Source organism: Streptomyces sp. NPDC048142 (genome assembly GCF_043202835.1).
GTDB lineage: Bacteria > Actinomycetota > Actinomycetes > Streptomycetales > Streptomycetaceae > Streptomyces.
This window is the reverse complement of the sequence record NZ_JBIDBC010000006.1, coordinates 229,230-255,747: the sequence shown is the minus strand read 5'-3', so window position 1 is coordinate 255,747 and position 26,518 is coordinate 229,230. Positions and strand designations below refer to the sequence as shown.

Genomic DNA, 26,518 nt, shown 5'->3' with positions numbered 1-26,518 from the left:
CGGGAAGATCCCGGAACCCCGGACAGTTGGTAGAAGCGTGAACATTTCTGGGGTGCGTGAGCTGGACGTGGTCGTGATCGGCGCGGGGCAGGCGGGGCTGTCCGCCGCCTTCCACCTGCGCCGTGCCGGGCTGGAGCCGGACGCCGGCTTCGTCGTGCTGGACCACGCGCCCCGGCCGGGCGGGGCGTGGCAGTTCCGCTGGCCCTCGCTGACGTACGGCAAGGTCCACGGGATGCACGCGCTGCCGGGCATGGAGCTGACCGGAGCCGACCCCGACCGGCCCTCGTCGGAGGTGATCGGCGCGTATTTCGCCGCGTACGAGGAACGCTTCGGCCTGCGGGTCCACCGACCCGTGGAGGTGAGCGCCGTACGGGAGGGGAGCGGCGGGCGGCTGCTGGTGGAGACGTCCCAGGGGACGTACGCGACACGGGCCCTGGTCAACGCGACCGGCACCTGGGACCGGCCGTTCTGGCCGCGCTATCCGGGCCAGGAGACCTTCCGGGGGCGGCAGTTGCACACGGCGAACTACCCCGGGCCCACGGAGTTCGCGGGGCAGCGCGTCCTCGTGGTCGGGGGCGGCGCGTCCGGTACGCAGCATCTGATGGAGATCGCCGAGCACGCGGCCGACACCTTCTGGGTGACCCGCAGCGAACCGGTCTTCCGCGAGGGGCCGTTCACCGAGGAGTGGGGGCGGGCGGCCGTGGCGATGGTGGAGGAGCGGGTACGCAACGGGCTGCCGCCGCGCAGCGTGGTCAGCGTGACCGGGCTGCCGATGACCGACGCGGTACGGCGGGCCCGGGAGGACGGGGTGCTGGACCGGCTCCCGATGTTCGACCGGATCACGCCGGGCGGCGCGGCCTGGGACGACGGCCGTGTCGTCGAGGCCGATGTGATCCTGTGGGCGACCGGCTTCCGGCCCGCCGTGGACCATCTGGCGCCGCTGAGACTGCGCGAGCCGGGCGGCGGCATCCGGGCCGAGGACACCCGTGCCGTCCGCGACGGGCGCGTGCATCTCGTCGGGTACGGCCCGTCCGCCAGCACCATCGGCGCCAACCGCGCGGGCCGCGCGGCGGCCCGGTCGGTCGTGCGGCTGCTGAAGGAGACCGGTGGCGAGCGGACCGGCCGGGGGTCCGGGGCGGCCGTCGGCGCCCGCGTCGCGGGGGCGTGAACGCGCGCCCGCCGGCGGACGCGGTCAGCTCGCGGCCGCGGAGGCGCGGTTGCGGTTGAACTCCTCGACGTTCCTCTGCTGCTCGTCGTAGCTTTCGGTGAACCGGGTGTCGCCGGGGCCGACCGTGACGAAGTACAGCCAGGGTCCGGGCGTGGGGCTGACGGCCGCGCGCAGCGCCTCCTCCCCCGGGTTGCCGATGGGCGTCGGCGGCAGTCCCTTGATCCGGTAGCTGTTGTACGGGCTGTCCAGCTGGGTGTCGGCGGTCGTCGTGTCCAGGGTGGATCGTTTGAGGGCGTAGTTGATGGTGGAGTCCATCTGCAGCGGCATGTCCTTGAGCAGCCGGTTGTAGACGACCCGGGCCACCTTGCCCATGTCGGACGCGGTGTCGGCCTCGGCCTGGACGATGCTGGCGATCGTGATCGTGTCGTAGACGGAGACGTTGTTGCGCCGGGCGCCTGCCGTGACGTGGTCCGCGCCGAAGTGCGTGCGGGCGGTGTCGGCCATGTAGCGCAGCAGTCCGGCGGGCCCGGTCTCGGCGTCGACGGGATACGTGGCCGGGAAGAGGTATCCCTCGGGGTTGCCCGCGGCCTCGGCGGGCAGCGCCAGGTCCACCGTCGACGCGGCCTTCCGCGTACTGCCGGGCTCCAGACCGAGCGCCCGGTCGACGGCCTCGTACACCTGTGAGGCGCGTCGGCCCTCGGGGATCATCAGGGTGCTCCGCGGGCTCTCCTCCTCTTTCTGCCGTTCGTCCGATCCGGTCAGGGACAGCGGGATCAGGACGGCGGCCGACGCGACGAGCAGGGCGCCGACGGCCAGGACGATCTTTCCCCGGCGGGTCGGGCGGAGTCTGCGGCGGGATCGGGCGTCCGGGGACTCGTTCACCATGCGGGCACGTTAACCCGGGGGGTGAGCCGCCGCCGGTAGCCCGGCCACGGCGTCGGCCCCGGCGACACGAACGCCGTAGCGGGCGACCAGAACACGCGAATCCCTGAACACACGAACACGGGATCGGGTGTTCGCTGGAACGTGTGATCGTCAGGGGATTCATTGCTGTTCACTCGTCCGGGGAGCGATGATCGCAGAGCGCAGTCGACGGGCTGCAGACCGCTACTGCGCAGTCCCGCAGATGCACCACGTACAAGGAGAAAGACCGGATGAACTTCCTGACCAACCTGCTTGCCGGCGTCGTCCACTTCGTGGGTTGGCTCGTCTGACCCTTGCTCCAACCGGCGGCGTCGCTCCCCGTCCCACGGGAGCGGCGGCGCTGCCGTGTGTGCGGAGCGGGCCGGTGGCGGTCAGGGGGCCGGCACCCGGGCCTGGTGGGAGTCGCGGCGGATCAGGGCGGCGTAGCGGCCGTCGCGGTCGAGCAGTTCCTCGTGCGTACCCCGCTCGGCGACCCGGCCGTCCGCCAGGACGACGATCTGGTCCGCGTCGCGGACGGTGGAGAGCCGGTGCGCGATGGTGAGCGTGGTGCGTCCGGCGGACAGGGCGTCGATCGCTTCCTGCACGGCCTGTTCCGTACGGGTGTCGAGCGCGCTGGTCGCCTCGTCGAGGATCAGCACCGGCGGGTCGCGCAGGATGGTCCGGGCGATGGCGAGACGCTGCTTCTCGCCGCCCGAGAAGCGGTAGCCGCGCTCACCGACGAGGGTGTCGTAGCCGTCGGGCAGGGAGGCGATGTGGTCGTGGATCTGCGCGGCGCGGGCCGCGGCCTCGATCTCCTCGTCGGTGGCCTCCGGCTTGGCGAAGCGCAGGTTGTCGGCGACCGAGGCGTGGAAGAGGTAGGTCTCCTGGGAGACGACGCCGACCGCTCGGGCGAGGGTGTCGAAGTCCAGGTCGCGGACGTCGACCCCGTCGAGCGTGACCCGGCCGCCGGTGACGTCGTACAGCCGGGGCACGAGGTAGCTCAGTGTGGACTTGCCGGAACCGGTGGATCCGACGACCGCGAGGCCGGCGCCTGCGGGGACGGCCACGTCGATGCCGGTCAGCGTCGGCCCGCTCTTCTCGTCGTAGCTGAAGTCGACGTCCTCGAAGGCGATCTCGCCGCGGATCTTCTCCAGGCGGACGGGCTTCTCCGGTTCGGTGATGTCCACCGTGAGGTCGAGGTACTCGAAGATGCGCTGGAAGAGGGCGAGGGAGGTCTGCATCTGCACACCGGTGGAGAGGAGGCTGACCGCCGGGCGGAACAGCCCCTGCTGGAGCGTGACAAAGGCGACCAGCGTGCCGAGGGAGACGGCGGTGGCGCCGGACTGGAGGGTGAGTCCGGCCGCCCAGTAGATGACGGCGGGCATGGCGGCCATCACGATGCCGATCGTGGACATCCGCCAGCGGCCGGCCATGTTGGAGCGCACTTCGAGGTCGACCAGGCGCTCGGACTCCTCGGCGAAGCCCCGGGTGAGGGAGTCGGAGCGGCCCATCGTGCGGCCGAGGAGGATGCCGCTGACCGAGAGGGACTCGGTGACCGTGGCGGCCATCGCGGCCATCTGCTTCTGGCGCTGGGTGGTGATCCTCTTGCGCTCCCGGCCGACGCGGCGGCTGATCGCGACGAAGACCGGCAGGAGGAGCAGCGAGACGACGGTGAGCCGCCAGTCGAGGGCGAGCATGGCGACGACAGTCGCGATGACGGCCGTGAGGTTGGAGACCAGGGAGGTCGCGGTGGAGGTGACCGTCGCCTGCATGCCGCCGATGTCGTTGGCGATGCGGGACTGGACCTCGCCGGTGCGGGTGCGGGTGAAGAAAGCGAGCGGCATCCGCTGGAGCTGGGCGTAGACGGCGGTGCGCAGGTCGTGCATGACGCGCTGACCGACCGTGGTCGAGATCAGGGTCTGGAGCACACCGAAGATGCTGGTCATCACGGCGGTGAGGATCATGCCGAGCGCCAGCAGGGTCAGCAGGCCCGTGCGTCCCTGCGGGATGGCGGTGTCCAGGATCTCGCGCAGCAGGAACGGAGAGGCGACCGAGACCAGGGAGGAGGCGCCGACCAGCAGGCCGACGACGGCCAGGCGGCCGCGGTAGGGGTGGAAGAGACGAAGAATGCGGCGCACCTCGGCGGGCGGCCGGTCGGCTGCGGCATCGGGATCGGGATCGGGTGGGGGCGTCCAGGTGGGTCCGTCGGGCTTCATGGGCTCCTTCGTCGGGCGTGAGGCGCGGCCGGGCGGACCCGACCCTCGCAGCATGGAGAGCCTAGCTCATTGTTACCTATACTCATAATGAACAAGGTCCTGATATTGTTCCCGTATGGACGCCCCAGATTGCTCCGGTTCACTCGGCTCCCCCAGTTCGCCCGGTCCCTCCGGGCCGCCCGGCTCCCCCGACGCCGACGGCATGCTCGCGGAGCAGCTGCTGCGGCTGACCCGGCGGCTGCACCGCATCCAGAGCCGCCAGCTGGAGCCGATCGACATCACTCCGGCCCAGTTCCGGCTGCTGCGGACGGTCGCGAGTTACGACGCGGCCCCCCGGATGGCGGATCTCGCGCGCCGCCTGGACGTCGTTCCGCGCGCCGTGACGACGCTGGTCGACGCCCTGGAGGCGAGCGGCCGGGTGCGCCGCGCCCCGGATCCCGACAGCCGCCGGGTGGTCCGCATCGAGATCACGGACGAGGGGCGTGCCACGCTGCGGTCCCTGCGCAGCGCGCGCCGGGCGGCGGCGGAGGAGATCCTGGCTCCCTTGAGCGCCGATCAGCGCGAGGTGCTCGGCGAGCTGCTGTCCGCTCTGGTCGACGGCATGCCGGAGCGCCGCTGCTGAGCACGACACCATCCCGTACGCCACCGCACAGCCCGGGAGCGGTCGGGCGGGCGGGCGGGCGACGGCCCGCTCCCCGACGAGAGGGCCGGAAAACCAGTTGCCCGGGAATGGGACGAACAGGGAGTCTTGCGCGTCACCCCGTTCTTCGAGGTCCGTCCGGATCTCCGTTTCACAAGCCCTGGGACATCATGCAGATTCGCGACCTTCCGTATTCGGATCCCGGCGACCCCGATGTCCGTTCAGGCCCCCGATTCCTGTACTGGCTCGGGCGCAACCAGCTCGCGGGGCAGCTGAAGTCCCTCTCCTGGGGGCTGCTGCACCAACTGGGCATCGCCGGTCTCCCGGTCACCGTGGGTCTCGCCGTCCAGGCCGTCATCGACCGCTCCGGGGCGCGGCTCGCCCTGGCAGGCGGCCTCATCGTGGCCCTCGGCGTCCTGATCGCCGTCGGCGACACCATGCTCCACCGGACCGCGGTGACCAACTGGATCACCGCCGCCGCCCGGGTCCAGCAGCTGCTCGCCCGCAAGACCGCCGAGCTGGGCTCGGCACTGACGCGGCGGGTCGCGGCCGGTGAGGTCGTCGCCGTGTCGACCGGCGACGTGGAGAAGATCGGCTGGTTCGTCGAGGCGCTCTCCCGCTTCGCGGCGGCCGCCACCGCCCTCGTGGTGATCTGCGTGGGGCTGGCCTTCTACCTCCCGTCCCTCGGTGTGATGGTGGCGCTCGCCATGCCGGTGCTCGCCCTGGCCGTGCTGCCGTTGCTGCCGCGCGCCACCCGGCGCGCCGACGAGCAGCGCGAGAAGGCGGGCAAGGCCACCGAGCTGGCCTCGGACACGGTCGCCGGACTGCGTGTGCTGCGCGGCATCGGCGGCGAGGAGCTGTTCCTCGGCCGCTACCGCCGCGCCTCCCAGGACGTCCGCAGGGCGGCCGTACGCAGCGCCAGGATGTGGGCGCTGATCTCGGCGGTGCAGGTGCTGCTGCCGGGGATTCTGCTGATCTCCCTGGTCTGGTACGGGGCGACGCTGGCCCGGGACGGCCGCATCGACGTCGGCCAGCTGGTCACGGTCTACAGCGCGGCCACCCTGATGCTGTTCCCGCTGCGTCACTTCGAGGAGATCGCGATGGCGTACTCCTTCTCGCGGCCGTCCGCCCAGCGTGCGGTGCGGGTCCTGTCGCTGCGCCGCAGTGCGCGGGAGGCCACCGTCGAGGAGGTGGTGGCGCCCTCGGGCGATCTGTACGACCCGGCGACCGGTCTGATGGCCCCCCAGGGGCAGTTCACCGCTGTCGTCTGCGGGGACCCGGACGAAGCGGGCCGGCTGGCCGAACGGCTCGGCGGGCACGCGGAGACCGGCGAGGAGGACGGGGCCGAGGAGGCTGCGGCGAAGGCTCCGTCGGCGCTGCTCGGCGCGGTGGCCCTGGACGAGATCCCGCTGGACGCCGCACGGGCCGCGGTGCTGGTCCAGGACAAGGACCCGGTGCTGCTGTCCGGCACGCTCCGGGAGCTGCTGGACGTCCCGTCCTCGGGCCTGGTCACCGCCGGTGCGGCGCTGGAGGCGGCCCAGTGCGGTGATGTGCTGAGCGCCCTGGCGCAGGCCTCCCCCGACAACGACGGGGACCCGATGCGGACCCGGATCACCGAGCGCGGCCGGTCCCTGTCCGGCGGCCAGCGCCAGCGCCTCGCGCTGGCCCGGTCGCTGGTCACCGACCCGGAGGCACTGGTGCTGGACGAGCCGACCTCGGCGGTCGACTCGCACACCGAGGCGCGCGTCGCCGCCGGGATCGCGAAGCTGCGCCGGGGCCGTACGACGGTGGCGTTCGCCTCGTCGCCGCTGCTGCTCGACGCCGCCGACCGGGTGGTCCTCGTCCACGAGGGCGCCGTGGTCGCCGTGGGGGACCACCGCGATCTGCTGCGCACCGAACCGCGCTACCGGGCGGTCGTCACCCGGGAGACCGACGACGAGGCGGCAGCGGCCGCGCCGGACACGACAGCCGGCGTCGCAACGGTCCCCGCCATGAAGAGCATCCAGGAAATCGAGGAGAGGGCATGATCGGCGTCGCACCCCCGGCGTACGACCCCGCGGCCCCGGAGTCGGCGACGACGCTGCCCGTGGGCACGCCGGCGACCGTACGGAGTTATGTACGCGGTCTGCTGCGCCGGCACCGCAGGGCGTTCGTCGTCCTGATCGCGGTCAACGCTGTGGCGGTGATCGCCTCGATCACCGGGCCGTATCTGCTGGGCGGACTGGTCGAGGACCTCTCGAACGACGTCACCGACCTGCATCTGGAGCGCACCGCCGCGATCTTCGCGGTCGCGCTGGTCGTCCAGACCCTCTTCACCCGCAGCATGCGGCTGCGCGGGGCGATGCTGGGCGAGGAGATGCTCGCGGACCTGCGCGAGGACTTCCTCGTACGGTCCGTCGGGCTGCCGCCCGGGGTCCTGGAACGGGCCGGGACGGGCGATCTGCTGTCCCGGATCACCACGGACATCGACCGGCTGGCGAACGCGATGCGCGAGGCCGTGCCGCAGCTGGCGATCGGCATCGTGTGGGTCGCGCTGCTGCTCGGCGCGATGACGGTGACCGCTCCCCCGCTGGCGCTGGCCGTGCTGGTGGCGCTGCCGGTGCTGATCGTCGGCTGCCGCTGGTACTTCCGCCGCGCCCCCTCCGCGTACCGCTCGGAGGCCGCCGGTTACGCCGCCGTCGCCGCGATGCTCGCGGAGACCGTGGACGCCGGGCGGACCGTGGAGGCGCACCGCCTCGGCGGCCGCCGGGTGGCGCTGTCGGACCGGCGGATCACGCAGTGGACGGCCTGGGAGCGTCTTCACCTTGCGTATTAGGGGCTGACCAGCAACGATGGTCATATGACCAGCGAAACGGGCCCCGACCCATCAGACCTCATGGACCTTTACTGTCGCAAATCCAAGGCCGTAAAGAGCCGAGGAAACACCACAACGCGACGTAAGCAAGAGATCAGCATTGCCGCTCAGGAGACGCTAGGCCGGAAGGTGGCCGCGCTCTTGGGCAAGCACGTCCGGCACGTCTGGAAAGAGGTTGGCTCGGCCTCTCGGTTCCGTACCGGCAAGGCTCGTGACGATCAGAGCAAGGCACTAACCGCGCTCGAAAAGGGGGAGGTCGGCGCGCTGTGGTGCTACCGGCTAGACCGGTGGGACCGAGGCGGGGCCGGATCAATCCTGCGCATCATTGAGCCCGAGGACGGCCAGCCACGCCGGTTGCTGTTCGGATGGGACGACGACACCAACCGTCCCGTACTGGACTCCACCAACAAGCGCGACAGGGGCGAACTCATCCGGCGCGCGGAAGAGGCACGCGAGGAGTCCGAAAAGCTCTCAGAGCGCGTGCGGGACACCAAGACGCACCAACGGGAGAACGGCGAATGGGTCAACGCCCGAGCCCCGTACGGCCTGAAAGTCGTTCTCGTAACGGTCACAGATGAAGAGGGCGACGAGTACGACGAACGCAAGCTAGCCGTCGATGACGACGACGCCGGAGACCCCGAGGGCCGCACCAAGGGTGACGCTGCACGTCTCGTGTTCACCCTCCCCGTTACTGACGGTCTGTCATATGGGGGTGTCGCCTACGCCATGAATGAGCGCGCGATTCCCTCCCCCGAGGGTGGCAAGTGGATCGCCGTAACCGTCCGCGACATGATCCAGAACCCTGCGTACGCCGGTTGGCAGACCACCGGTCGCCAGGATGGGAAACAGCGTCGGTTGACGTTCTACAACGCCGAGGGCAAGCGCGTATCTGTGATGCACAGTCCCCCGCTGGTCAGCGATGCGGAGCAAGAGGCCGCACAGTCCGCTGTAAAGGGCCCCGAGGGTTCCGGGGTGCCCCTGGACGGCTCATCCCACGACACGCGCGCCAAGCACCGCCTAACCGGTCTGGTGGAGTGTCCGGGGTGCTCGGCGTCGGCTTCCCGCTCGGGCGGTGGGTACCGGTGTTGGCGTTCCTCGGTCAAGGACGGATGCCCGGCACCGCTGTACGTCGCTGCCAAGCCTCTTGAGGAGTACGTGGCGCACAGGTGGGCCGCCAAGGTGGCAGCGAGTGAACCGGAAGATCCGTTCGTGTTGGCGGTGGCCGACCGGTGGGCCGCGTACACGCATCCCAAGGCGACCGAGGACGAGAAGTACGCCAAGGCAGCGTTGCGGGACGCGGAAGCCAACTTCAAGCGCCTTATGCGCGACCGACAGAATGGGGTCTACGACGGCCCCGCAGAACAGTTCTTCGGTCCGGCCCATGCCGAGGCGCTGTCTACGCTCACAGCGGCACAGGATGCCGTTAACGCAGCCAAGACAGAAACCACCGTCGATGTGGGTTGGCTCATAGACAGCTCAGACAGCGAGGATGCGTGGCTACGGGCAAGCGAGGAACTGAAAAAGGCGATCATGCATGCGTGTATCGACAGAATTTGGGTGACCAAGGGGCAACGCGGACGGCCGTTCGATGGTGACGAAAGGGTAACGATCAAGTGGGTTGGTGAGGATGAGCCGGAGTAGTCACACCGGAACATTCCGGGGTGACACGTAAGCTAGACCGCTTTTGGGGGTCACAGGGGTTCGCCCTTGTGGCCCCCTTTTTGCGTTCCAGCGGTGCGGCCGACACAGCGGAGAGGGAACCTACACTCAGTACACCCCCTCTGACCAGGCAAGATGTTGTGAGTGTTGATTCTGAATGTGAAACCAAGACACCACAAGAAAACCTATAGGCAACCCGAAACCGCTCCCCACATCAGCACTCGACACACCCCGAGACCGCTCCCCCGTGCTGTAGCCTCGCGCCCGCGCGCAAGCTACACGATCTCTGTTAGGTAGAGGGCGGTTGCCGCACACTTACCCGGTGGTCAGAGCACCCCTCGGCCGTGCGTTGCTCCCGGCCCTCTCCTCCGGTTGAGCACGCACGGCACTTGTCCCCGTGGTGTAACGGCAACATGCCGGGTTCTCAACCCGTAGTCGTGGGTTCAACTCCCACCGGGGGTACTTCGGTTCGGTAGCTCAGTTGGTAGAGCGTGGGGCTCTTAATCCCAGCGTCGTAGGTTCGAGTCCTACCCGAATCACTTTGCGCGTAGCTCAATTGGTTAGAGCCTCGGTCTGATAAACCGGGCGATGCGGGTTCAAATCCCGTCGCGCATACCACTTGGAAGATCAGGCATTGGCGTGCCAAGCGCTCTCGAAAAGCGTCGGGGTTCATTCCCCTTGGGGGTTCGAATCCGTCATCTTCCGCACATGCGTCATTAGCTCAGTTGGTTAGAGTGTCCGGTTGTCAGCCGGGAGGCCGAGGGTTCGAGTCCCTTATGGCGCGCGTTGACGGTAGCTCAATTGGTAGAGCGCGGGGCCGTGACCCCCGAGGCTGCGGGATCATACCCCGTCCGTCACCCCACTTGGGCCCTATGGTGTAATCCGGTAAAACGACGCTTTTGCACGGCGTAGATGCGGTTCGAATCCGATAGGGTCCACGGGCGTTTGAGCTAGGGAGAGAACCGGGTTTCGCGTGCGCACGCGTCCGGGTGTGGTACCTAGCGAACGGGAGGTAACAACAGTAACAACCCGTACGCCAACAATGGCGCGTAGCTCAGATGGTAGAGCGGCGGTCCTACAAACCGCATGTCGTCGGTTCGATTCCGACCGGGCCAACTAGCACCCCGGAACGTTCCGGAGTGCTCACTATGGCGAGTAGCACAACAGGCAGTGCAACCGGTTGCTACCCGGTTAGGTGCTGGTTCGAATCCAGCCTTGCCAGCGCTGAGAGTAGCTTAACGGCAGAGCGCGAGTCTCATAAGCTCGATGGTGCGGGTTCGAATCCCGTCTCTCAACCCATGGCGCATAGCACAACGGACAGTGTACGCGGCTACGAACCGTGTGATGGGGGTTCGATTCCCTCTGTGCCAACTTAATAGGTCATTGTGTCAACTGGAAGCACGCACCGACTCCAAATCGGTGAGGCGTAGGTTCGATTCCTGCTGGCCTAGCTCTTGGGGCTCTAGCTCAATTGGTAGAGCGTCGGGGTGAAATCCCGAGCGTGGGGGTTCGATTCCCTCGGGTCTCACTAAGGCGGTTTAGTCTCGTTCCGCCTTTGGCCGCTGTGCCTGAAAACAAAAACGGTTCCCCGCCCGCTTAGGCAAATTGGCAAAGCCGTTGCGCTTAGAACGCAAAGTGTCCCGGTTCGAGTCCGGGAGTGGGTACGAGAACGGGTCTGTGATGAGTTCCTACCATCACAGACCCGTTCGTGACTGGCCCTTGTAGCTCAATTGGTTAGAGCGCCCGTTTCGTAATCGGGAGGCTCGGGGTTCGATTCCTCGCAAGGGCTCACATTCTCCGTTCGTCTAACGGCAAGACACCGGGCTCTGAACCCGTGAATCGTGGTTCGAATCCATGGCGGAGAGCAGCGGCTAGATGAAGTTGCCTTTGTCGTCCATGGGGAAATAATCGTCGTCCATTTCCACTCTCGGGACTAGCCGGTGAACCTTGGCGTCAAGGTGATCCTCCGTGCTGGCAAGCTCGGTCACGATGAAGCCGAGATGTTCGGCGCTTTCGCAAGCGTAGTCCTGTTGTACGGCCGTTCCGCTGTCCACCGTGGATACCAAATACATCACGTTGCCGCGACATGCGGATATTCGCATACCCGAAATGGCGCATCTCATTTCTTTTCGCACATATCGATAGTACCACGTACCACAACTGGTTGTAGTTCAGAGGTAGAGCGCCTGTTTTGGGAACAGGAAGTCGTAGGTTCGATCCCTACCAACCAGACACATGCGGTGAGCGCTGGGACGCAACGGGGCCTGTAAAGCCCTGGTCGGGAAACCGGCTCGCTAGGTTCGATCCCTAGGCACCGCACCATACCGGAACGTTACGGAGTGATCCCGTGGCTTGGTCCACGTCGAACCGCCGTTCTGAGCTACCCCGCAACTGGGAAGCCATCAGACAGCGCGTCATTCGCAGGGACCGGGGCCTTTGCAGGGGGGTCCTATCAGAAGGGGCCCTATGCGGACACCCCGGTACCGAGGTTGACCACGTACGCCCCGGTGATGACCACACCCTAGCTAACCTGCAACTCCTGTGTTCGTGGTGCCATAGGCGTAAGACACAGGGGGAATCAGCGCGGGCACGTGCGCAGGAAAAGCCCTACACCCCTAAGTCAAAGGCCCCTGGTACACGAGACGAGACCATGCCTGATGTGTGGTGATGCACAGATGATCTCGCTGTGTCAACACATCAGATCGTGTTGACTTTCTGTGATCACGCTCGCCTGATCTTCCTTGGAATCCAAGGCGGACGGTGGGGGGTGACCCCGATTTGAAGCCTTTCCGGACCGCAAGCGTATAGCAGCTCGGCGTCTGTACGGGTTATCAAGTCGCCTAACTTGGAATGCAAGGGAGCCCCGACCCGTAGGCCGAGGCTCCGCTACCGTGCGTTGTGGTTAGACCTAGCCGAGCATTGCGTCAAGTCGGTTACGCAGTTCCTGTAGCCCGCCAACCGTCCGTGTGTAACCCGCCGCTTTCGCCGGGTCCTCGGCGGTTCGCGCCGCTTGCCTTGTTTCCTTGAGCATACCGACAACTGCCCAACCGAGTAGTTCCGCCTCTTCCTCGGTCAGCTCAAGAGTCAGCTTGTCCATCAGTTGTGATCTCCCCTTCGCTGTGGTGGAGACACCAGTATAGCACGGAGGTACGCCCCATGGGTTCCCGTGGCCCCGTACCTAAGCGCGACGATATGAAGCGTCGCCGGAACTCCCCCGAGGTCGAGCTAGCTACCGCACCGAGCGCGAACCCTGACGGCGCATCCGCCCCCGAGCCTGAATCGGACTGGCACCCCATCGCGCGCCGCTGGTATGAGTCGCTAGTCGACAGCGGGCAGTCATTCTTTTTCGAACCATCCGATTGGGCCCAAGCCGCGTATGTGGCCGAGGCCATGAGCCGCAACCTGAATCAGGGACAGCGGCTCTCGGGTCAGCTTTTCGCGTCGGTTATTTCCGCCGCATCCGATCTACTCACCACCGAGGGTTCCCGCCGCCGTCTGCGCATCGAGCTATCTAAGGCTGAGGCTGCCGAAGTTGATTCCGGCATTGCCGACCTGATGGCCGCGTACAAGGCACAGAGCTAGCAGCCCGGAACGTTCCGGTGTGGTCCCTCTCGCTGAAAGGGGACCACCCATGGAGCCGGTACGCACGCTAGACGACTACGTACCCCCGGACAACCGCACGCTAGGTGTGGCATGTCTGCTGTGGTGTTCGGAGTACCTGACACAGCCGGACGGCCCCGACGCCGGTAGCCGCTGGACATTCACTCGTGAGCAAGTCCGCATCGTAAAGCGCTGGTACGAGATCGATGATACCGGCCGATTCGTCTACCGACAGGGAACGATCCGCCGTCTCAAGGGGTGGGGCAAGGACCCTTTTACCGCAGCCCTTAGCGCATTCGAGTTTATCGGCCCTTGCCGTTTCTCCCATTGGGATTCGGACGGCTGGCCGGTAGCTAAGACGCAAAACTCCGCATGGGTTCAGATCGCCGCTACGTCGATGGACCAGACGCGAAACACGATGACGGTGTTTCCCTCGCTGTTCAACGACAAGGCGATTGAGCGGTACGGAATCGATATCGGCAAGACGATCATCTATTCCGCGACCGGCAACCGCATTGAGGCCGTGACGTCGTCCGCTCGTGCCCTTGAAGGGGGGCGGGCAACTTTTAACCTCCTCAACGAAACGCAGCACTGGGTAGAGGCCAACGGGGGCCATGCCATGGCGATGACGATTGCAGGAAATCTTGCCAAGTCACGCGGTGGCGGTGCCCGTTCGATGGAGATTACGAACGCTCCCCTACCCGGTGAAGAGAGCGTTGCCGAGCGGACCTATCACGCTTGGGCCAAGCTCCGCGACAAGGACGTAGACACCCCCCGCCGTGCCGGTGTGTACTACGACAGCGTTGAAGCTCCGGCGTCCGTTGTCCTCGGTGACCGTGCCTCGCTTGAGGCGGGCATCATCGCAGCGCGCGGGGATGCTACGTGGCTTGACGTTGACTGGATCATTTCCACGATCTACGCGGGCACGTACCCCGCCTATCAGTCGCGCCGTATGTTCCTCAACCAGCTTGTCACGGACGAGGATTCCCTAATTTCGCCGGTGGCTTGGGATGCTTGCCAGACTGACGAAACCCTCAAGCGCGGTGACCGAATCACGCTCGGGTTCGATGGTGGCTCTACCGACGACGCAACAGCGTTGGTCGCTATGCGCATGTCTGATCGGCTCGTTGTCCCCATCGGTATTTGGGAACAGCCGGACGGCCCCGCTGGTGAGGGTTGGGAAGCACCCCGAGATCAAGTGGTTGACGCCGTTCACCACACTTTCGCCACGTACGACGTGGTCGGTTTCTTCGCGGACGTTGCTCTGTGGGAGGCCGAGGTCGAGGCGTGGTCCGAGGAATACCGCACGCGACTACACGTCAAGGCTTCTGGTAAGTCCACGGTCGGCCGAGACATGCGCGGTGGGCTCCCCGAACTGACACAGGCAAATGAGCGCCTAGTGGCCGCTGTTGAGGTGGGCCGGATCAAGCACACCGGACACCTCACGCTCAAGCGCCACGTAATGAACGCAAAGCGGAAGATCAACCGCTTTGGTGTCTCTTTCACCAAGGAGCACCGCGAATCCAAGCGCAAGGTAGACGGCTATGCGGCAATGCTGCTGGCCGATCTCGCGCGTCACAACCTAGTTGAATCTGGCAAGTTGAAGCGGCCCCGTACCGGCCGAGTTTGGGGCATCGGTGGCTGACATCAAGCGACGTCTAGAGCACTCTCTAGACCGACTACGTTACGAGTACGCCGAGCGGCTAGAAGAGATCGACCGGTATTACCGAGGTAAGCACGCTGGCCCGTACATGCCTCGCAACGCGAACGCCGAGTACAAGCTACTTGCCGAACGCGCCGTACATAACTGGCTCCCCTGGGTGGTAGCCGCTCCCCTACAGAATCTACAGGTTGACGGTTTCCGCCCGAGCGCGGGCAAGGGGACCGAAGTATGGGACGCATGGCAGAACAATCGGATGGACGCCCGACAGGGAATCGTGCATGAGGGTGCCCTAGTTTTCGGGCATTCGTACGTCGCTGTTGTGCCGGACGCCGAGGGCCCCAAGCTGGTACCGATTTCCGCACTGCGGGTTTGGGTTGCCTATGAGGACCCGGTCACCGACGAATTCCCCATGTACGCGGTGCAGATTTTCGAGCACCCCGACAGCGGAACGCTTACGGGCGCGCGCTACTACGACGAGCGCGAGATCATCGAAATCACGTACAAGGAATCGACCGGCACTTTTGGCGAGACGTACACCACGCCACAGATCGCGGGTCGCAAGCCTCACGGTTTCGGCGTTTGCCCGGTGGTGCGGTTCGCCGCAAATCTCGATCTACTCGGCCGGTCGGTTGGTCTTGTTGAGCCGCTGATTCCTGTATGCGACCGGATCAATCAGACGTGGTTTGACCTACTCGTTGCGCAGACGTACGGATCGTTCCGCGTGCGGTACGCAACCGGCATGGCTCCCCCGATGGACACCGACCCGAACACGGGCGAGGTGCGCACGGACCCCGAGACCGGAGACCCGCTCTACAAGCCCATCGGGTTTGACCCTACGCGGTTTTTGATGGCCGAAGATCCGGACACGAAGTTTGGCGACCTGCCGGAAACTTCGCTAGACGGATTCCTCAAGTCGCTAGAGCTGAATGTTCAGCACATGGCCGCTGTCTCGCAGACACCCCCGCATTACCTACTCGGCAATATGGCCAACCTGAGTGCCGACGCCCTAGCAGCCGCAGAAAGCGCACTGACCCGCAAGGTCGATGCGCTTAAGCAGACGTTCGGGGAATCCTGGGAAACGGTCCTACGCCTAGCCGCTAAGGCTCTCGGTAAGACCAAGCTATCGACCGACCGTAAGGCACAGGTCGTTTGGCGCGACACCGGCTCTCGTTCGCTGGCACAGACGGCCGATGCCTACGGCAAGCTGGTTCAGATGGTGCAGGTTCCGCCACAGGCTCTATGGGACAAGCTACCTGGTTTCTCGCAGACCGACGTAGACAAGTTCCATGAGTTCAAGGCCGAGGCCGATAAGCAGGCTCTAGCCATTGCAGCCAAGACGCCGGAACCTCCCCGGAACGTTCCGGAGAGCCCCGAGGGTCAGCAGCCACCACCCCCACCCGGTGGCCCTAAGTGACCGAACTAGACACGCTCACGCGCAGCTACCAAGCAGCGCAAGACAACGTGGCTAGTCGGGTTCTTTCGTGGCTTGTTCGGTGGTGGGTCGGGGTTGACGCTGGTTCGCTGGCCAACCCCGACCGACTGTTTGAGTCGTACCGCCAAGAGGTCGAGCGGGCACGCGCCGACTCCATCCGGCTAGCGCAGGGTCTACACAACGACGTGCGCAAGGCCGCTGGTCTCGGTGCCCTACCTGCCTCTCAGTGGGGTTCGGTCCGCCCCGGTGACGGTGTGGGAGACGCGTTTTATTCCGCTGTCTCCCCCGCCCGTGGCCGACTGGACGACCCCGACTTTGTGGCGGAGCTTGACCGGCTCATCCTCAACCCGCTTCACGAGAACACCGACCGCACGACTCTTGCCGCTGGCCGTAACACGCTGGCTGAGGCGCGAGAGAACGACCGGGAGGTTATCGGCTTTTACCGAAAGGCCGAGGCCGACCCGTGCGGGTTCTGCGCCATGCTCGCTAGCCGGGGTCTGGTGTACACGGACTCTCGTAATTCTTCGCGCCGTTCGCGCTCATTCCTGGATGACCAGAACCCCGAGGCGTATCACGCCAATTGCCGCTGTCAGACACTTCCCCTTTTCGAGGGTGTGCCCATGCCTGCCGAGGACCGAGAGCGTGCCGACCGTTGGCGCTCCCAGTGGAACGACACCGAGGGTTCCGGCGCATCGCAGCTAGCCAACTTCCGTAACGCGTTCCGACTGGAGAGCTAATGCCCGAAAAGCCCGAGGGTGCGACCACCCCCGAGGAGACGTCCCCCGAGGTAAAGCCCGAGGAGACCCCACAGACGCCACAGACGCCCCCTGCGGAGCCTGTGACACCACCGGTGACCGAGGAGACCACTCCCCCGGTTCCAGCCCCTCAGACGCCCGCACAGGGCTCCGAGGACGCAGCTAAGGCAGCAGCCGAAGCAGCAACTAAGGAAGCTGCCGAAGCAAAGGCCAAGGCAGCAGAGCTAGAGCTAGAGCTGAACCGTGAGCGCACCGCGCGCAAGCACGGAATCCCCGACGACCTTATGGGGATGCTCCGCCCCGACTCTCTAGAGGCGGACGCCAAGGCGCTAGCGACGTACGTCACCGCCAAGGGTTCAGCGCTTGGCACGGGCGGACTCGATCCGACCGACACCGACGACCCCACGGCCGAGGGCGAAGCGCTAGCCGACCGGCTCTTTTCCGCTAACCGTTACTTCTAGGAGTACCCCCTAAATGTCTGAGTTCATTAAGCAGCAGCAGAAGCTAGTTGGCGCTGCGCTACCACTTCTTAAGCGACAGATGATTCTGTCGGCTTTCATCGACAAGCAGTCGGCAGACGGCTTCAAGGGTGCTCAGGGCGACGTACTGAACATTCGCCGTCCGGCCGTTCTTGCCGCTCGCTCTGAGGCGATCACTCGCTCTAAGACGCGCTCGATCCAGACGGATGAGATCGTTGAGAGCACGATCCAGGTGAAGCTAGACACGCACGTTTACAGCGCTGTTGACATCACCGACGCCGAGGCCACGCTAGACATCGACTCGTTCGGCGCACAGATCCTCGCGCCACAGGTCGAGTCCATCGCTTCCGACCTTGACCTCAAGGTGCGCGACGCGCTAGAGACCCTGCCTGAGCTGACCGACGCCAACGGCACCCCGGTTGCTATCGGCCGCGACACCGACCCCGAGGTACAGGCCAAGAAGATTCGGTTTGCTATCCCGAAGCTGCGACAGCGACTGAACGCTAACCACGTTCCGGCCGGTGGTCGTGTGCTGCTTGTCGGTTCCGAGGTTGAGGCCGCGCTGATCAACGATCCGCACCTCACGCAGCTTGACCAGTCGGGCACCACGGACGCGCTACGTGAGGCATCCATCGGTCGCCTGTACGGCTTCACCATCGTTGGTTCCGATGTGATCGACCCTGACGAGATGATCGCCGTTCACCCAACGGCGTTCAAGCTAGCGCTTATCGCTCCCGTCGCTCCGGCCGGTGCCGCGTTCGCTTCCTCGCAGAGCGCCAACGGCGTTGCAGTCCGTTACATCCGTGACTACAACTCCGATAAGGCCATGGATCGCTCGTTCCTGTCGATCTACACCGGTATCTCTCCGGTCCTTGACCCGCTGGTTAGCGCCCGTGGTGAGTACGTGGACGCGACCGGCGCGAAGATCGCCAACCCAACGCCGGACACGATCATCAAGGCTCAGCTACGCGGCGTCAAGGTTGCCCTTGCGCCGGTAGAGGCACCGGCAGGCTAATCCTGGGGGACCTCTCCGGAATGTTCCGGGGAGGTCTCCCACCTAGGGAGGTTCAATTATGCCCGCCCTAGCGACGGTTGAGGATCTAGAGGCCCGTATGGGGGTCGAGTTCTCGGAACCCGAGAGCCTGGCCGCCGGTGCCGCTCTTGACGACGTGTCCGCGCTGGCACGGCTTTACGGTCTGCCGCTGTGGGGCATGAACGGCAACCCCGTTCCCGATGTGGTCAAGGGTGTTGTCCTCGCCGTAGCCGAGCGACGTATGCGTAACCCCGAGGGTTACGTTTCTGAGATGGCCGGTGAGTATTCCTACCGGCTCCCCGAAGCAGGTTCAGCCGGTCTCTTTTTCCGGCCCGATGAGCTAATGACGATCCGTCAAGCGTCGGGCCGAACTGGTCTCGTGTCCATCCCCGTTAACCGGCCGGTGATTGTCGCTAAGCGACTTCACTACCCGCACGGGAAGGATTACAGCCGTGGCGATTTTTGATCGCGCCCCGGTACCCATCACGGTTTATCCCGCTGTGTTCGTTGACGACGGATACGGCGGGACCAAGCCGGGTGAGGGTGCCCCGGTACAGGTTCGCGTAATCGCGCAACCTATGAGCCCGGATGATCCGAACGGCTGGACGCAACCCCGCCGTTACAAGCTACTCGGCAAGAACATGCCCGCTGGCCCGTGGTCCCGAGTGACCATGTTCGGCGTTGAGTGGTCGGTGGTGCGTCCCCCGCTCAAGCGTGACTATTCAGCGCGTACACGGTTCTACTCGGCCGAGGTGGTGGAACGTGGCAAGTCTGCGTAGCAACCTCGGTCGGCAGATCGCCAACCTTCCCGGTGTCAACGATGCCGTACACGACGAGGCACAGCGACGCGCGTACAAGGTCCGTTCCGCTGCATCGTCCCACCGAATCACCGGTGACTTTGCAGCGTCCGTAAAGGTCGTCAAGGCCAGTGGTCCGCACCGACGCCAAGACTGGCTAGTTGCCATCAATGACCCTAACGCGATCTCGATCAACTGGGGTCACATCGACAGCAAGTCGGGCCGCCCCGTGCGAGGAATCCACGCAATCGAGAAGGGGCTTGAGTGAGTACCCCCATTCTTCCCGACGTTGAGGCGCTGGTTCTCAAGGCCCTACGCGCCCGCCTAACGGCCGTTCGCAGCGTGATTGAGCTACCGGCCGACTGGGACGCCGCAAGCCCTCTCGTGACCGCACGTCGCGTTGGCGGGGCCGCTCCCGATCCTCGGTTCGTAGACCGTGCGCTGATGGATGTTCAGTGCTGGCACACCGAACGGCGCTCAGCTTCCCGCCTAGCGCGTGAGGTTCGCGCGATTCTCGTTGATGCGTGCCGCACCAAGGTTGGTGACGACGAGGGGTCGCTAGCTAGTTTCACCGAGGTTTCCGGCCCCTGGTCCCCCGGCCCCGAGGATCACGCCAACTTGTCGCGGTTCATTGCGACTTACCAACTGACAGCGCGACCCGCACGAAAGGCATAACCCATGGCGCTAGAAGATTCCGACGTTGTTCTACCCGGTACCGGTTACGTGTATCTCGGTAACCCCAACCTCACCAAGCCAACCGGTTCATTTGACCCGCTGGCCCCCGGTACTGGTTGGGACTCGGTAGGGCACACGTCGCTAGAGAACGGCATCGAGTTTGGCCGTGATGGCGACGACCCCGAGACGCGCGGTTCGTGGCAGAACCCGAAGCTACGAACCACCAACCCGGACGTTACGTACTCTCTCACGCTGAATGCCCTACAGGCGTCCGCCGAGACGTACGGCCTTTACTTCGGTGCTGGCCCCGGTGCGACGCAGCCTGACGGCTCGTTCAAGATTCCGGCCAAGCCAACGGCACAGGCTAAGGCGCTACTTATCGTGCTCGTGGACGGTACGCAGATGCTACCTATCTACTTCCCGAATGTGTCGCTACTCGGCTCAGACGCGATCACCTTTGACCCGACCGCGCTGCTTGAGTTCCCGATCAAGGGAACCATTCTCGCCGGTTCCGATGGGTCGCTTGGTGACATTGACGCGTTTGTTGCACCGGGCCCCGCCACGCCGTAACCAGTCCGGAACGTTCCGGATTGCTTAACTCCCCTCCCCTACAGTTCTGGTCCCTCTGTAGGGGAGGGTTTTACCTCACAGGGACCGAGGGACCAAACACATGGGTAACAAGCTGACTTTTGATGACCTGATGGCTGAGGTAGCGGAGAGCTATAAGGCTGTCGAGTTCACCGGCCCCGATGGGGTCGCTTACAACCTTCGCGCCGTTCCGGTCCTCCCCCGCCATGAGCGTACGGCAGTGACCGACGCCGTAAAGGTTGTCAACTCCAAGGACGCTGAGGCAGACGCGCAGGAAGACGCAATCGACGCCGTACTACTCGCAGTTGTCGATAACACGGACGGCTTCAAGGCTGTTCTAGACGCGCTCCCCCTCGGCGCTAAGGGCAAGCTGATTCAGGCTTGGAGCGAGGCGACGCAGGCCCCGGAAGCCTAATTCTCCGCGAGATGATCGATAAGCACGGGGCGGAACTGTACGCCGACTTTCAGCGCTGCTACGGGATGCGTCTTTCTGACGCTGTCTCCGGCGCTGTCTCTCCGCGTTCCTGCCTCGCGCTTGTCGCCCACCTCCCGGAGACTTCCGCATTCGTGACGGCCGCTCGTGGTGGCCGTGAGCACACCGGATGGGACACGACGGCTTACCTGTTGGCATGTCTTATCGACTCGGTGAATATGACTACTTGGGCGGTCAACGCTCAGAACGCAAAGCGCAAGCCCAGTAAGCCCAAGCCCTTTGAGCGACCGGGTACGCGTGCACGCAAGTACCGCGCTGCGGAAACTCTCATCCGAAACAATCCGCACGCGATGCCAATTCCTGAATACCGGTTGCCCAAGCCCTAGGGTCTGCCTCGCGTGCCTCACCCTAGGGGGTACGCATGGCCGGTCCGGGCGGGTCCGAAGCGGGCCGCGTAGCGATTCGGGTTCTTCCCGACACTATGCGGTTTGCTCCATCGCTACAGCGGTTCCTAGACCGCATCGAGCGCCGGACCCAAGTACGAGTAAACATCGACGTTGATACGACGTCCGCCGCCGCAGACCTTAACCGGGTGCTGGGTGACCGGGACATCAACGTCAACGTCAACGCCGATACGGCGGACGCTGAGGCCGCGCTAGCCCGAGTAGCGCGAGACCGAACGGCAACCATTGATGCCGACGTTGACCGGGGCGGACTGTCCCGCGCGGGCGGCGCAATCTCGGGCATCCTGGGTTCGCTCGGGAGTGTTGCCGGTGTAGCCACTAAGGCCAGTATCGGGGTAGGTGCCATCGGTCTAGCCGGTGTTGCTGCGGGTGCCGCTCTCGCTGCGCTACCGCTGGCAATGATCGGCATCGGCGCTATGGCTATCGCGCAAAGCGAGACGCTACAGGCCGAGATGACCAAGGCTACGGACGCCATTAAGTCCGAGTTCGGCAAGGTGGCCGAGCCACTGGGTAAGGCGCTTATCGACTCGATGCCCGCCGTTCAAAGCCTAGTTGGTGAGCTTGGCCCACTGTTCGCCGCTGGTGCGCAGTGGGTCAAGCCTATGGTCGAGGGTTTCACCGGTCTAGCGTCCAACGCTCTACCGGGCCTTACGACCGCAATGCAGAACCTAGGGCCGGTAGTTGAGGGCATGTCCTCGGGTCTCGGTTCCCTTGGCACTGGCCTAGGGTCCATGTTCGCGTCAATGAGCGAGCACGCGACCGGTGCCGGTGCCGCTATGGAATCGCTGTTCAGCGGACTAGGCGATATCCTCGCCGCCCTCGGTCCCCTACTCGGTGGCCTAGCGTCGGCATTCGCCCCCCTTTTCGATGGAGTGTCGGCCGGTCTCGTCACGCTGCTTGACGGTCTGACGACTGGACTAGTTCCCGCCGTCCAGGCAATCGCGCCTCTCGTTGGTCAGCTTGCACAGGCTCTAGGCGGTGCGCTCGGTGCCGCTATTCAGGCGATCATGCCGGGCCTTACGGCATTCGCTCAGGCCGCGCTGCCAGCGATCACGTCCGCTATCACCGCGCTTACGCCGGTACTGACCAGCCTTACCCCGGTATTCACGCTACTGGGGCAGGTTCTCGGCACTATCGTTGCGCAAGCGGTCGCGCTTGTCGTGCCACCAATTCAGGCACTCGTACCGGTTATCTCGCAAATCCTCATGGCGGTACTTCCGCTAATTGAGTCGCTGGTAACCGGACTGGCCCCGATCTTTATGCAGCTCGCCCCGCTGGTCACTCAGCTTGGCACGCTGCTAATGACGCTGCTAGCTCCCATTCTTGAGGTGCTACCCACGCTCATTGCGCCGATCCTGGATGCGCTAAACATCCTGATTCCGCTATTCGTGGACATCGCAACTCAGATCATGGGTGCGCTTGGCCCGAGTCTCGGTGAGCTGATGGAGTCTTTCGTTGCCATCGCCACCGCCGTAACGCCACTCCTCCCCCTACTCGCGCGGCTTATCGACGCAGCACTACGCGTGCTTGTCCCGGTAATCACTCCGGTCATTCGCGTTGTCGCTCAGCTCGTTTCGGGAATCGTGGCCTCTCTGGTTCCGGCTGTTCGCCAGATCATCACGTGGCTATCCAACTGGATTACCAAGCTGACGAACACGCTTAGCTCTATTCGCTCGTTCTGCATTGACGCGGTGCGTTTCTTCCGTGGCATTTGGGACGGGATCGCGCCCCTACCGGGGCAGATCGAACAGGGCTTCAAGTCGGCCATCAACGGAATCATCGGCGTCATCAACCGGCTTATCGGCGCGTACAACGCGATCCCCGGTGTCCCTGACATCGGCAAGGTATCGACGTATCGCATGTCTGTCGCGGACGACACAGACGGCTTTGGCGCGTTCTCGCTGATGGCTGCACCTATGCCTATGGGCATCTCGACTCTCGCCGCATCCCCGATGCTGCGCACGGTCGATAGCCCACTAAAGGCGCTCACGGAGCTACCACAGGCGGACGGCGCATCTCTCGCCGTCAACGACGCTATGCGCAAGTCCCTGGACGCGCAGCGCGGTTCCGACACGACGACTACGCGACCGGCGCAGAACGTAACGGTTAACGCCGAGACGAACGCCGACCCTGCGGAAATCGGGCGTGAAGTGGCTTGGGTTCTTCGGACCTCGGGCCGCTAACCAGTCCGGAACGTTACGGGGTGGTCGGGTACTCCCCCGGCCACCCCCTCTACCTTGGCGGTTTCATTGCTTGACTGGACAATCTCTTACGGCCCTCTCACCATCGGTGACGCCGAGACCCTACCCGCTGTCAACTTCACCAACTTTGACCCGCTCACCATGCCGGACATTCGGACCAATGACGTAACGCTTATCCAGCGGGACGGACTATGGGCCGGTGACGATTACATGGGTGGTCGCACCATTGCGCTAAGCCTTGAGGTGCAGGCGCTTACGCCCGACGAGTTCAACAGCTCGGTCAACCTGATCATGCGCGCATTCTCCCCCGGTGTCGATGGTGAGACCCCTCTCACGTTCCAGATTCCCGGACTCTGTAACGGACGCGCCGCAAGCATAAACGCCCGTACGCGCAAGCGCTCTGCACCGCTTGACGCATCGTTCGCGCGCCTGTCGTGCGCCTTTGAGATCGAGCTATTTGCCACCGACCCCGTGATTACCGCCGTTGACACGACGAGCATCACGCTTAAGAAGGGTGTTACGTCGCGTATCTCGGTGGACGGTACGCGCTCGATTACGCCGCACCTGGCAACAGGCGTCAAGGTGACCGACCCCAAGCTGACGAACGCCGTTACCGGCGATGTGCACAACATCACTGGCAGCGGCACTTTCACTATCCCCGTGGCTCAGCGTCCGTCGTTCACGCCCGGTGATCACTACCTCACCATGACGGATAGCGGGACGGACCCGACCGGACAAGTATGGCTGACCATGCGAGACGAGTGGATCTAATGGCGACTTACCGCGTACTCCTATACAACATGAAGACTCAGACGGTGTACGCCGAGATTCCGTTCTCGTCGCTGTCTTACTCGTACGTCATGGATGAGGCCGGAAATGCCACCGTGGAAGTCCCTATTGGGGTTCCCAAGATCGACGGCACTCCCCTTACACCGGCTGACCTCTTTCCGGTCCGAACCGGCATTGCCATTCAGCGAGACACTGAGCTTGTGTGGGGTGGTCTCGTATGGGCCTACCGTCTCAACCTGACTGCCCGTACTATCGCGCTCTCGGCGTCGGGGTACCTCTCGTATTGGGCTAAGCGTCAGACTGGCTATACCGGAGTCAAGTTCAAGAACATCGAGCAGACGCAGATGATCGAGAGTTTCATCACGGGTACGGCTAACGCTATCGGCACGGATACGTCACGCATGACGAGTACCAGCATGGTACGAACGCGCACATGGAATCCGTACGAGATGAAGCCGCTGTCCGATGTGTTCATGGATCTTGCCGACGACATTACGTCGATCGATCCGGCATCCGGCAAGTACGGCGGTGGGTTCTTCCTGTACTTCGAACCCTATTGGGTGACCGAGGGAACCAAGGTTGGCAACCGTGTACGCAATACGGCCAACCGGCATCCTTACGACTCGGGCAAGTCGCTACAGCAAGGGGTCAACTGCGAGTTCCCCGACATCTCCGTGGACGGAACGAGCCTTGCCGCCGCTGCATTCGCTGTAGGCGCGACGGACGGCACGGCCTCTGTGACTCCATTCAAGACGGATACAAACCCCGCGCTACTGACGCAGATTCCGCAAGTGAACGTGGTGCTCAACGAGACCAGCGTCAAGCAGGCTACCTCTTTGCAGTACAAGGTACGCAGCGCGCTTGCGTTCGGATCGGCCCCGGTGATTCTCCCAAAGGCCGACACGTACCCCGGCCTGTTCTCTCCATTGGAACTACAGCCCGGTATGCGCGCGGGCATCACGACTGATGACGGTTTCCTCGGTCTCGTGAACGCCGAGTACGTCATCACCGAGACTGCCGTTTCCGTGGCCTCTGATGGGTCCGACCGGCTCTCTCTCACGCTCGTTCAGTCTGACCTATTCAAGGAAACGGAGGGTGCATAAATGGCACGTCCAGGGACCACTAGCCCGGATCTAGTCTCAGAGCTACGGGCGATGAAGACGCGCCTAGAGGCGCTAGAGCGCAAGCCCATCCCGCAGACCTCATATGACCAGTACCCATGCGTTGAATGGTCGGCCACCCCACGCGGTCCGGTCGCTGGGAATGTCTGGTCGTCGGTGAGCGTGGCCAACGTGACCGGTCTGCGCTACGACCGCATCGAGTCCAAGTTCCTGGCTTACGACGTGCGCCCCGGTCGTTCCGAGGCCGAAGTACGACTAGCCGCATTCCGTCACTCTTACGGGAGTTCGCTAAAGGAGTGCGTGAGCGCGACAAGCACTGTCCGACTTACGGGCAACACCTCAAATGTCGTGTCGGTTTCCAAGTGGCGATGGATTCATGGGATCGAATTCGGGTGGGACTACACCGACAGCGACGATGCCATTTACACAATCGAGCTACAGCACCGCAACCCGAATGACTGCCTACGTAAGGAAGATCCGGCACGGCAGGTTTTCGGCCCGTACAAGGACAGCGACAAGTCCCCACCTAGCGGTTACGGCCAGCTCTTCTACAACAACGGCGAGCGCCAGGGTGTTTGGATTTGGGGTAACCGGATGCGTTACACCTCTAGTAACACGTGGGTTGACTCTGGGACTCCGGCCCCGGTCGCATGGAACGACCTTCCGGGTAGCTGGGACGGAAAATACAACCTGTCTCAGATGCATTACTGCGTTGGAGTCCCCCAGGATCGCGCGCCCGGTGCCAGCGAGAACGGTTGGTTTTGGATCGTGGGCGGTAACGCAAAGATCGTCCGCCCACCGAACATCAACGAACCCGTATTCACCGTATAGGAAACCATGAGCCTAGACAGCATTCCCGCTGGTCTTGACGTGGTAATCCCCTCCCTTCTGTTCGTCTTCCTTTCGCTCCAGAAGTGGAAGCGTGGACTAACGGACACGTGGCGGGACATTGCCGAGTCGCAATCACAGCGGGCCGAGCTACTAGAAAAGCAAGTAAACGAACTGACTATCCAGGTTAAGGCGCTGCGTATCGAGAACGGCCAGCTAC

Annotated in this window: 23 protein-coding genes, 16 tRNA genes and 1 pseudogene; 36 read left to right on the top strand and 4 right to left on the bottom strand. The window is 64.3% G+C overall.

The genetic code is table 11. From position 1 onward, the window contains the following. Window positions 1-52: 52 nt before the first annotated feature. Window positions 53-1,168, top strand: a complete 1,116-nt coding sequence (locus ACGF2Y_RS11415; RefSeq protein ID WP_392945257.1) for an NAD(P)-binding domain-containing protein — start codon at window positions 53-55, stop codon at window positions 1,166-1,168. A gap of 24 nt (window positions 1,169-1,192) precedes the next feature. Here the strand turns inward: ACGF2Y_RS11415 and mltG are convergent, their stop codons facing one another. Further along, window positions 1,193-2,053, bottom strand: coding sequence for an endolytic transglycosylase MltG (gene mltG / locus ACGF2Y_RS11410; protein WP_392945255.1), 861 nt, complete (start codon window positions 2,051-2,053; stop codon window positions 1,193-1,195). A gap of 410 nt (window positions 2,054-2,463) precedes the next feature. Continuing rightward, window positions 2,464-4,287 carry an ABC transporter ATP-binding protein gene (locus ACGF2Y_RS11405; protein ID WP_392945252.1) on the bottom strand — a complete coding sequence of 608 codons (1,824 nt, stop codon included), beginning with the start codon at window positions 4,285-4,287 and terminating at the stop codon, window positions 2,464-2,466. A 115-nt stretch (window positions 4,288-4,402) separates the two neighbouring features. Between ACGF2Y_RS11405 and ACGF2Y_RS11400 the strand changes: the two genes are divergently transcribed. The 18 genes and pseudogenes from ACGF2Y_RS11400 to ACGF2Y_RS11315 all read left to right on the top strand — a co-directional run bounded on the left by ACGF2Y_RS11400 (window position 4,403) and on the right by ACGF2Y_RS11315 (window position 11,305). Beyond that, on the top strand, window positions 4,403-4,909 hold the full coding sequence (locus tag ACGF2Y_RS11400) for a MarR family winged helix-turn-helix transcriptional regulator (RefSeq protein WP_392945250.1): 507 nt from the start codon (window positions 4,403-4,405) through the stop codon (window positions 4,907-4,909). Between the two features lie 188 nt (window positions 4,910-5,097). Further along, complete coding sequence (locus tag ACGF2Y_RS11395; protein WP_392945249.1) at window positions 5,098-6,954, top strand: ABC transporter transmembrane domain-containing protein; 1,857 nt, start codon at window positions 5,098-5,100, stop codon at window positions 6,952-6,954. Beyond that, a pseudogene (locus tag ACGF2Y_RS11390) lies at window positions 6,951-7,733 on the top strand (ABC transporter transmembrane domain-containing protein); the annotation flags it as partial. The gene ACGF2Y_RS11395 and the pseudogene ACGF2Y_RS11390, both read left to right, overlap by 4 nt. Window positions 7,734-7,766: 33 nt before the next feature. Further along, on the top strand, window positions 7,767-9,422 hold the full coding sequence (locus ACGF2Y_RS11385) for a recombinase family protein (protein WP_392945247.1): 1,656 nt from the start codon (window positions 7,767-7,769) through the stop codon (window positions 9,420-9,422). A gap of 409 nt (window positions 9,423-9,831) precedes the next feature. Further along, window positions 9,832-9,902, top strand: a tRNA-Glu gene (locus ACGF2Y_RS11380). A gap of 4 nt (window positions 9,903-9,906) precedes the next feature. Continuing rightward, window positions 9,907-9,979, top strand: a tRNA-Lys gene (locus tag ACGF2Y_RS11375). Window positions 9,980-10,061: 82 nt separating this feature from the next. Continuing rightward, window positions 10,062-10,145 (top strand) — tRNA-Ser (locus tag ACGF2Y_RS11370). Between the two features lie 5 nt (window positions 10,146-10,150). Continuing rightward, window positions 10,151-10,224, top strand: a tRNA-Asp gene (locus ACGF2Y_RS11365). 1 nt (window position 10,225) lies between these two features. Then, a tRNA-His gene (locus ACGF2Y_RS11360) sits at window positions 10,226-10,302 on the top strand. A gap of 181 nt (window positions 10,303-10,483) precedes the next feature. Beyond that, window positions 10,484-10,556, top strand: a tRNA-Val gene (locus ACGF2Y_RS11355). A gap of 33 nt (window positions 10,557-10,589) precedes the next feature. Beyond that, window positions 10,590-10,662: transfer RNA gene (locus ACGF2Y_RS11350), tRNA-Ser, on the top strand. A 2-nt stretch (window positions 10,663-10,664) separates the two neighbouring features. Next, window positions 10,665-10,739: transfer RNA gene (locus tag ACGF2Y_RS11345), tRNA-Met, on the top strand. After that, window positions 10,740-10,811: transfer RNA gene (locus ACGF2Y_RS11340), tRNA-Arg, on the top strand. It abuts the tRNA gene before it with no gap. A gap of 5 nt (window positions 10,812-10,816) precedes the next feature. After that, window positions 10,817-10,891: transfer RNA gene (locus ACGF2Y_RS11335), tRNA-Trp, on the top strand. A gap of 5 nt (window positions 10,892-10,896) precedes the next feature. Then, window positions 10,897-10,968 (top strand) — tRNA-Phe (locus tag ACGF2Y_RS11330). Between the two features lie 62 nt (window positions 10,969-11,030). Beyond that, window positions 11,031-11,104 (top strand) — tRNA-Leu (locus ACGF2Y_RS11325). A gap of 51 nt (window positions 11,105-11,155) precedes the next feature. Continuing rightward, window positions 11,156-11,229: transfer RNA gene (locus ACGF2Y_RS11320), tRNA-Thr, on the top strand. Between the two features lie 5 nt (window positions 11,230-11,234). Further along, window positions 11,235-11,305, top strand: a tRNA-Gln gene (locus ACGF2Y_RS11315). A 6-nt stretch (window positions 11,306-11,311) separates the two neighbouring features. Here the strand turns inward: ACGF2Y_RS11315 and ACGF2Y_RS11310 are convergent. Next, window positions 11,312-11,575: a hypothetical protein gene (locus ACGF2Y_RS11310; protein ID WP_392945245.1), complete on the bottom strand. Its 264-nt coding sequence runs from the start codon at window positions 11,573-11,575 to the stop codon at window positions 11,312-11,314. 25 nt (window positions 11,576-11,600) lie between these two features. Here ACGF2Y_RS11310 and ACGF2Y_RS11305 point away from each other — a divergent pair. The 3 genes from ACGF2Y_RS11305 to ACGF2Y_RS11295 all read left to right on the top strand — a co-directional run bounded on the left by ACGF2Y_RS11305 (window position 11,601) and on the right by ACGF2Y_RS11295 (window position 12,108). Next, a tRNA-Pro gene (locus ACGF2Y_RS11305) sits at window positions 11,601-11,672 on the top strand. A 5-nt stretch (window positions 11,673-11,677) separates the two neighbouring features. Then, a tRNA-Tyr gene (locus ACGF2Y_RS11300) sits at window positions 11,678-11,762 on the top strand. A gap of 25 nt (window positions 11,763-11,787) precedes the next feature. Beyond that, the gene (locus ACGF2Y_RS11295; RefSeq protein WP_392945243.1) at window positions 11,788-12,108 is read left to right on the top strand and encodes an HNH endonuclease; all 321 of its coding nucleotides are present in this window, start codon (window positions 11,788-11,790) and stop codon (window positions 12,106-12,108) included. A 240-nt stretch (window positions 12,109-12,348) separates the two neighbouring features. Here ACGF2Y_RS11295 and ACGF2Y_RS11290 read toward each other — a convergent pair whose 3' ends face one another. Beyond that, a complete protein-coding gene (locus ACGF2Y_RS11290) occupies window positions 12,349-12,537 on the bottom strand; it encodes a hypothetical protein (protein WP_392945241.1) in 189 nt (62 codons plus the stop codon). A gap of 59 nt (window positions 12,538-12,596) precedes the next feature. Here ACGF2Y_RS11290 and ACGF2Y_RS11285 point away from each other — a divergent pair, with 59 nt between their 5' ends. From ACGF2Y_RS11285 to ACGF2Y_RS11220, 14 genes are all read left to right on the top strand, one after another. Next, entirely contained in the window at window positions 12,597-13,022 is a 426-nt protein-coding gene (locus tag ACGF2Y_RS11285; RefSeq protein WP_392945238.1) for a hypothetical protein, read from the top strand. Window positions 13,023-13,071: 49 nt separating this feature from the next. Next, window positions 13,072-14,685 carry a terminase gene (locus ACGF2Y_RS11280; RefSeq protein ID WP_392945236.1) on the top strand — a complete coding sequence of 538 codons (1,614 nt, stop codon included), beginning with the start codon at window positions 13,072-13,074 and terminating at the stop codon, window positions 14,683-14,685. Further along, complete coding sequence (locus ACGF2Y_RS11275; protein ID WP_392945233.1) at window positions 14,678-16,117, top strand: phage portal protein; 1,440 nt, start codon at window positions 14,678-14,680, stop codon at window positions 16,115-16,117. The genes ACGF2Y_RS11280 and ACGF2Y_RS11275 overlap by 8 nt, the downstream gene beginning before the upstream one ends. Window positions 16,118-16,871: 754 nt before the next feature. Then, window positions 16,872-17,351, top strand: coding sequence for a hypothetical protein (locus ACGF2Y_RS11270; protein ID WP_392945231.1), 480 nt, complete (start codon window positions 16,872-16,874; stop codon window positions 17,349-17,351). 13 nt (window positions 17,352-17,364) lie between these two features. After that, the gene (locus ACGF2Y_RS11265) at window positions 17,365-18,384 is read left to right on the top strand and encodes a P22 phage major capsid protein family protein (RefSeq protein ID WP_392945229.1); all 1,020 of its coding nucleotides are present in this window, start codon (window positions 17,365-17,367) and stop codon (window positions 18,382-18,384) included. A 97-nt stretch (window positions 18,385-18,481) separates the two neighbouring features. Then, on the top strand, window positions 18,482-18,868 hold the full coding sequence (locus ACGF2Y_RS11260) for a hypothetical protein (protein WP_392945227.1): 387 nt from the start codon (window positions 18,482-18,484) through the stop codon (window positions 18,866-18,868). Continuing rightward, window positions 18,855-19,181, top strand: a complete 327-nt coding sequence (locus ACGF2Y_RS11255; protein ID WP_392945355.1) for a hypothetical protein — start codon at window positions 18,855-18,857, stop codon at window positions 19,179-19,181. The genes ACGF2Y_RS11260 and ACGF2Y_RS11255 overlap by 14 nt, the downstream gene beginning before the upstream one ends. Further along, the gene (locus ACGF2Y_RS11250; RefSeq protein ID WP_392945225.1) at window positions 19,165-19,467 is read left to right on the top strand and encodes a DUF5403 family protein; all 303 of its coding nucleotides are present in this window, start codon (window positions 19,165-19,167) and stop codon (window positions 19,465-19,467) included. The genes ACGF2Y_RS11255 and ACGF2Y_RS11250 overlap by 17 nt, the downstream gene beginning before the upstream one ends. 410 nt (window positions 19,468-19,877) lie before the next feature. After that, complete coding sequence (locus ACGF2Y_RS11245) at window positions 19,878-20,444, top strand: hypothetical protein (protein WP_392945222.1); 567 nt, start codon at window positions 19,878-19,880, stop codon at window positions 20,442-20,444. Window positions 20,445-20,544: 100 nt separating this feature from the next. Continuing rightward, entirely contained in the window at window positions 20,545-20,877 is a 333-nt protein-coding gene (locus tag ACGF2Y_RS11240; RefSeq protein WP_392945220.1) for a phage tail assembly protein, read from the top strand. 439 nt (window positions 20,878-21,316) lie between these two features. Then, window positions 21,317-23,542 (top strand): hypothetical protein, encoded by a 2,226-nt coding sequence (locus tag ACGF2Y_RS11235; protein ID WP_392945218.1) that lies wholly within the window; start codon window positions 21,317-21,319, stop codon window positions 23,540-23,542. A gap of 54 nt (window positions 23,543-23,596) precedes the next feature. After that, a complete protein-coding gene (locus ACGF2Y_RS11230; RefSeq protein WP_392945216.1) occupies window positions 23,597-24,331 on the top strand; it encodes a hypothetical protein in 735 nt (244 codons plus the stop codon). A gap of 29 nt (window positions 24,332-24,360) precedes the next feature. Continuing rightward, on the top strand, window positions 24,361-25,452 hold the full coding sequence (locus ACGF2Y_RS11225; protein ID WP_392945213.1) for a hypothetical protein: 1,092 nt from the start codon (window positions 24,361-24,363) through the stop codon (window positions 25,450-25,452). A 189-nt stretch (window positions 25,453-25,641) separates the two neighbouring features. Continuing rightward, window positions 25,642-26,301, top strand: a complete 660-nt coding sequence (locus tag ACGF2Y_RS11220) for a hypothetical protein (protein ID WP_392945210.1) — start codon at window positions 25,642-25,644, stop codon at window positions 26,299-26,301. Window positions 26,302-26,518: the final 217 nt, after the last annotated feature.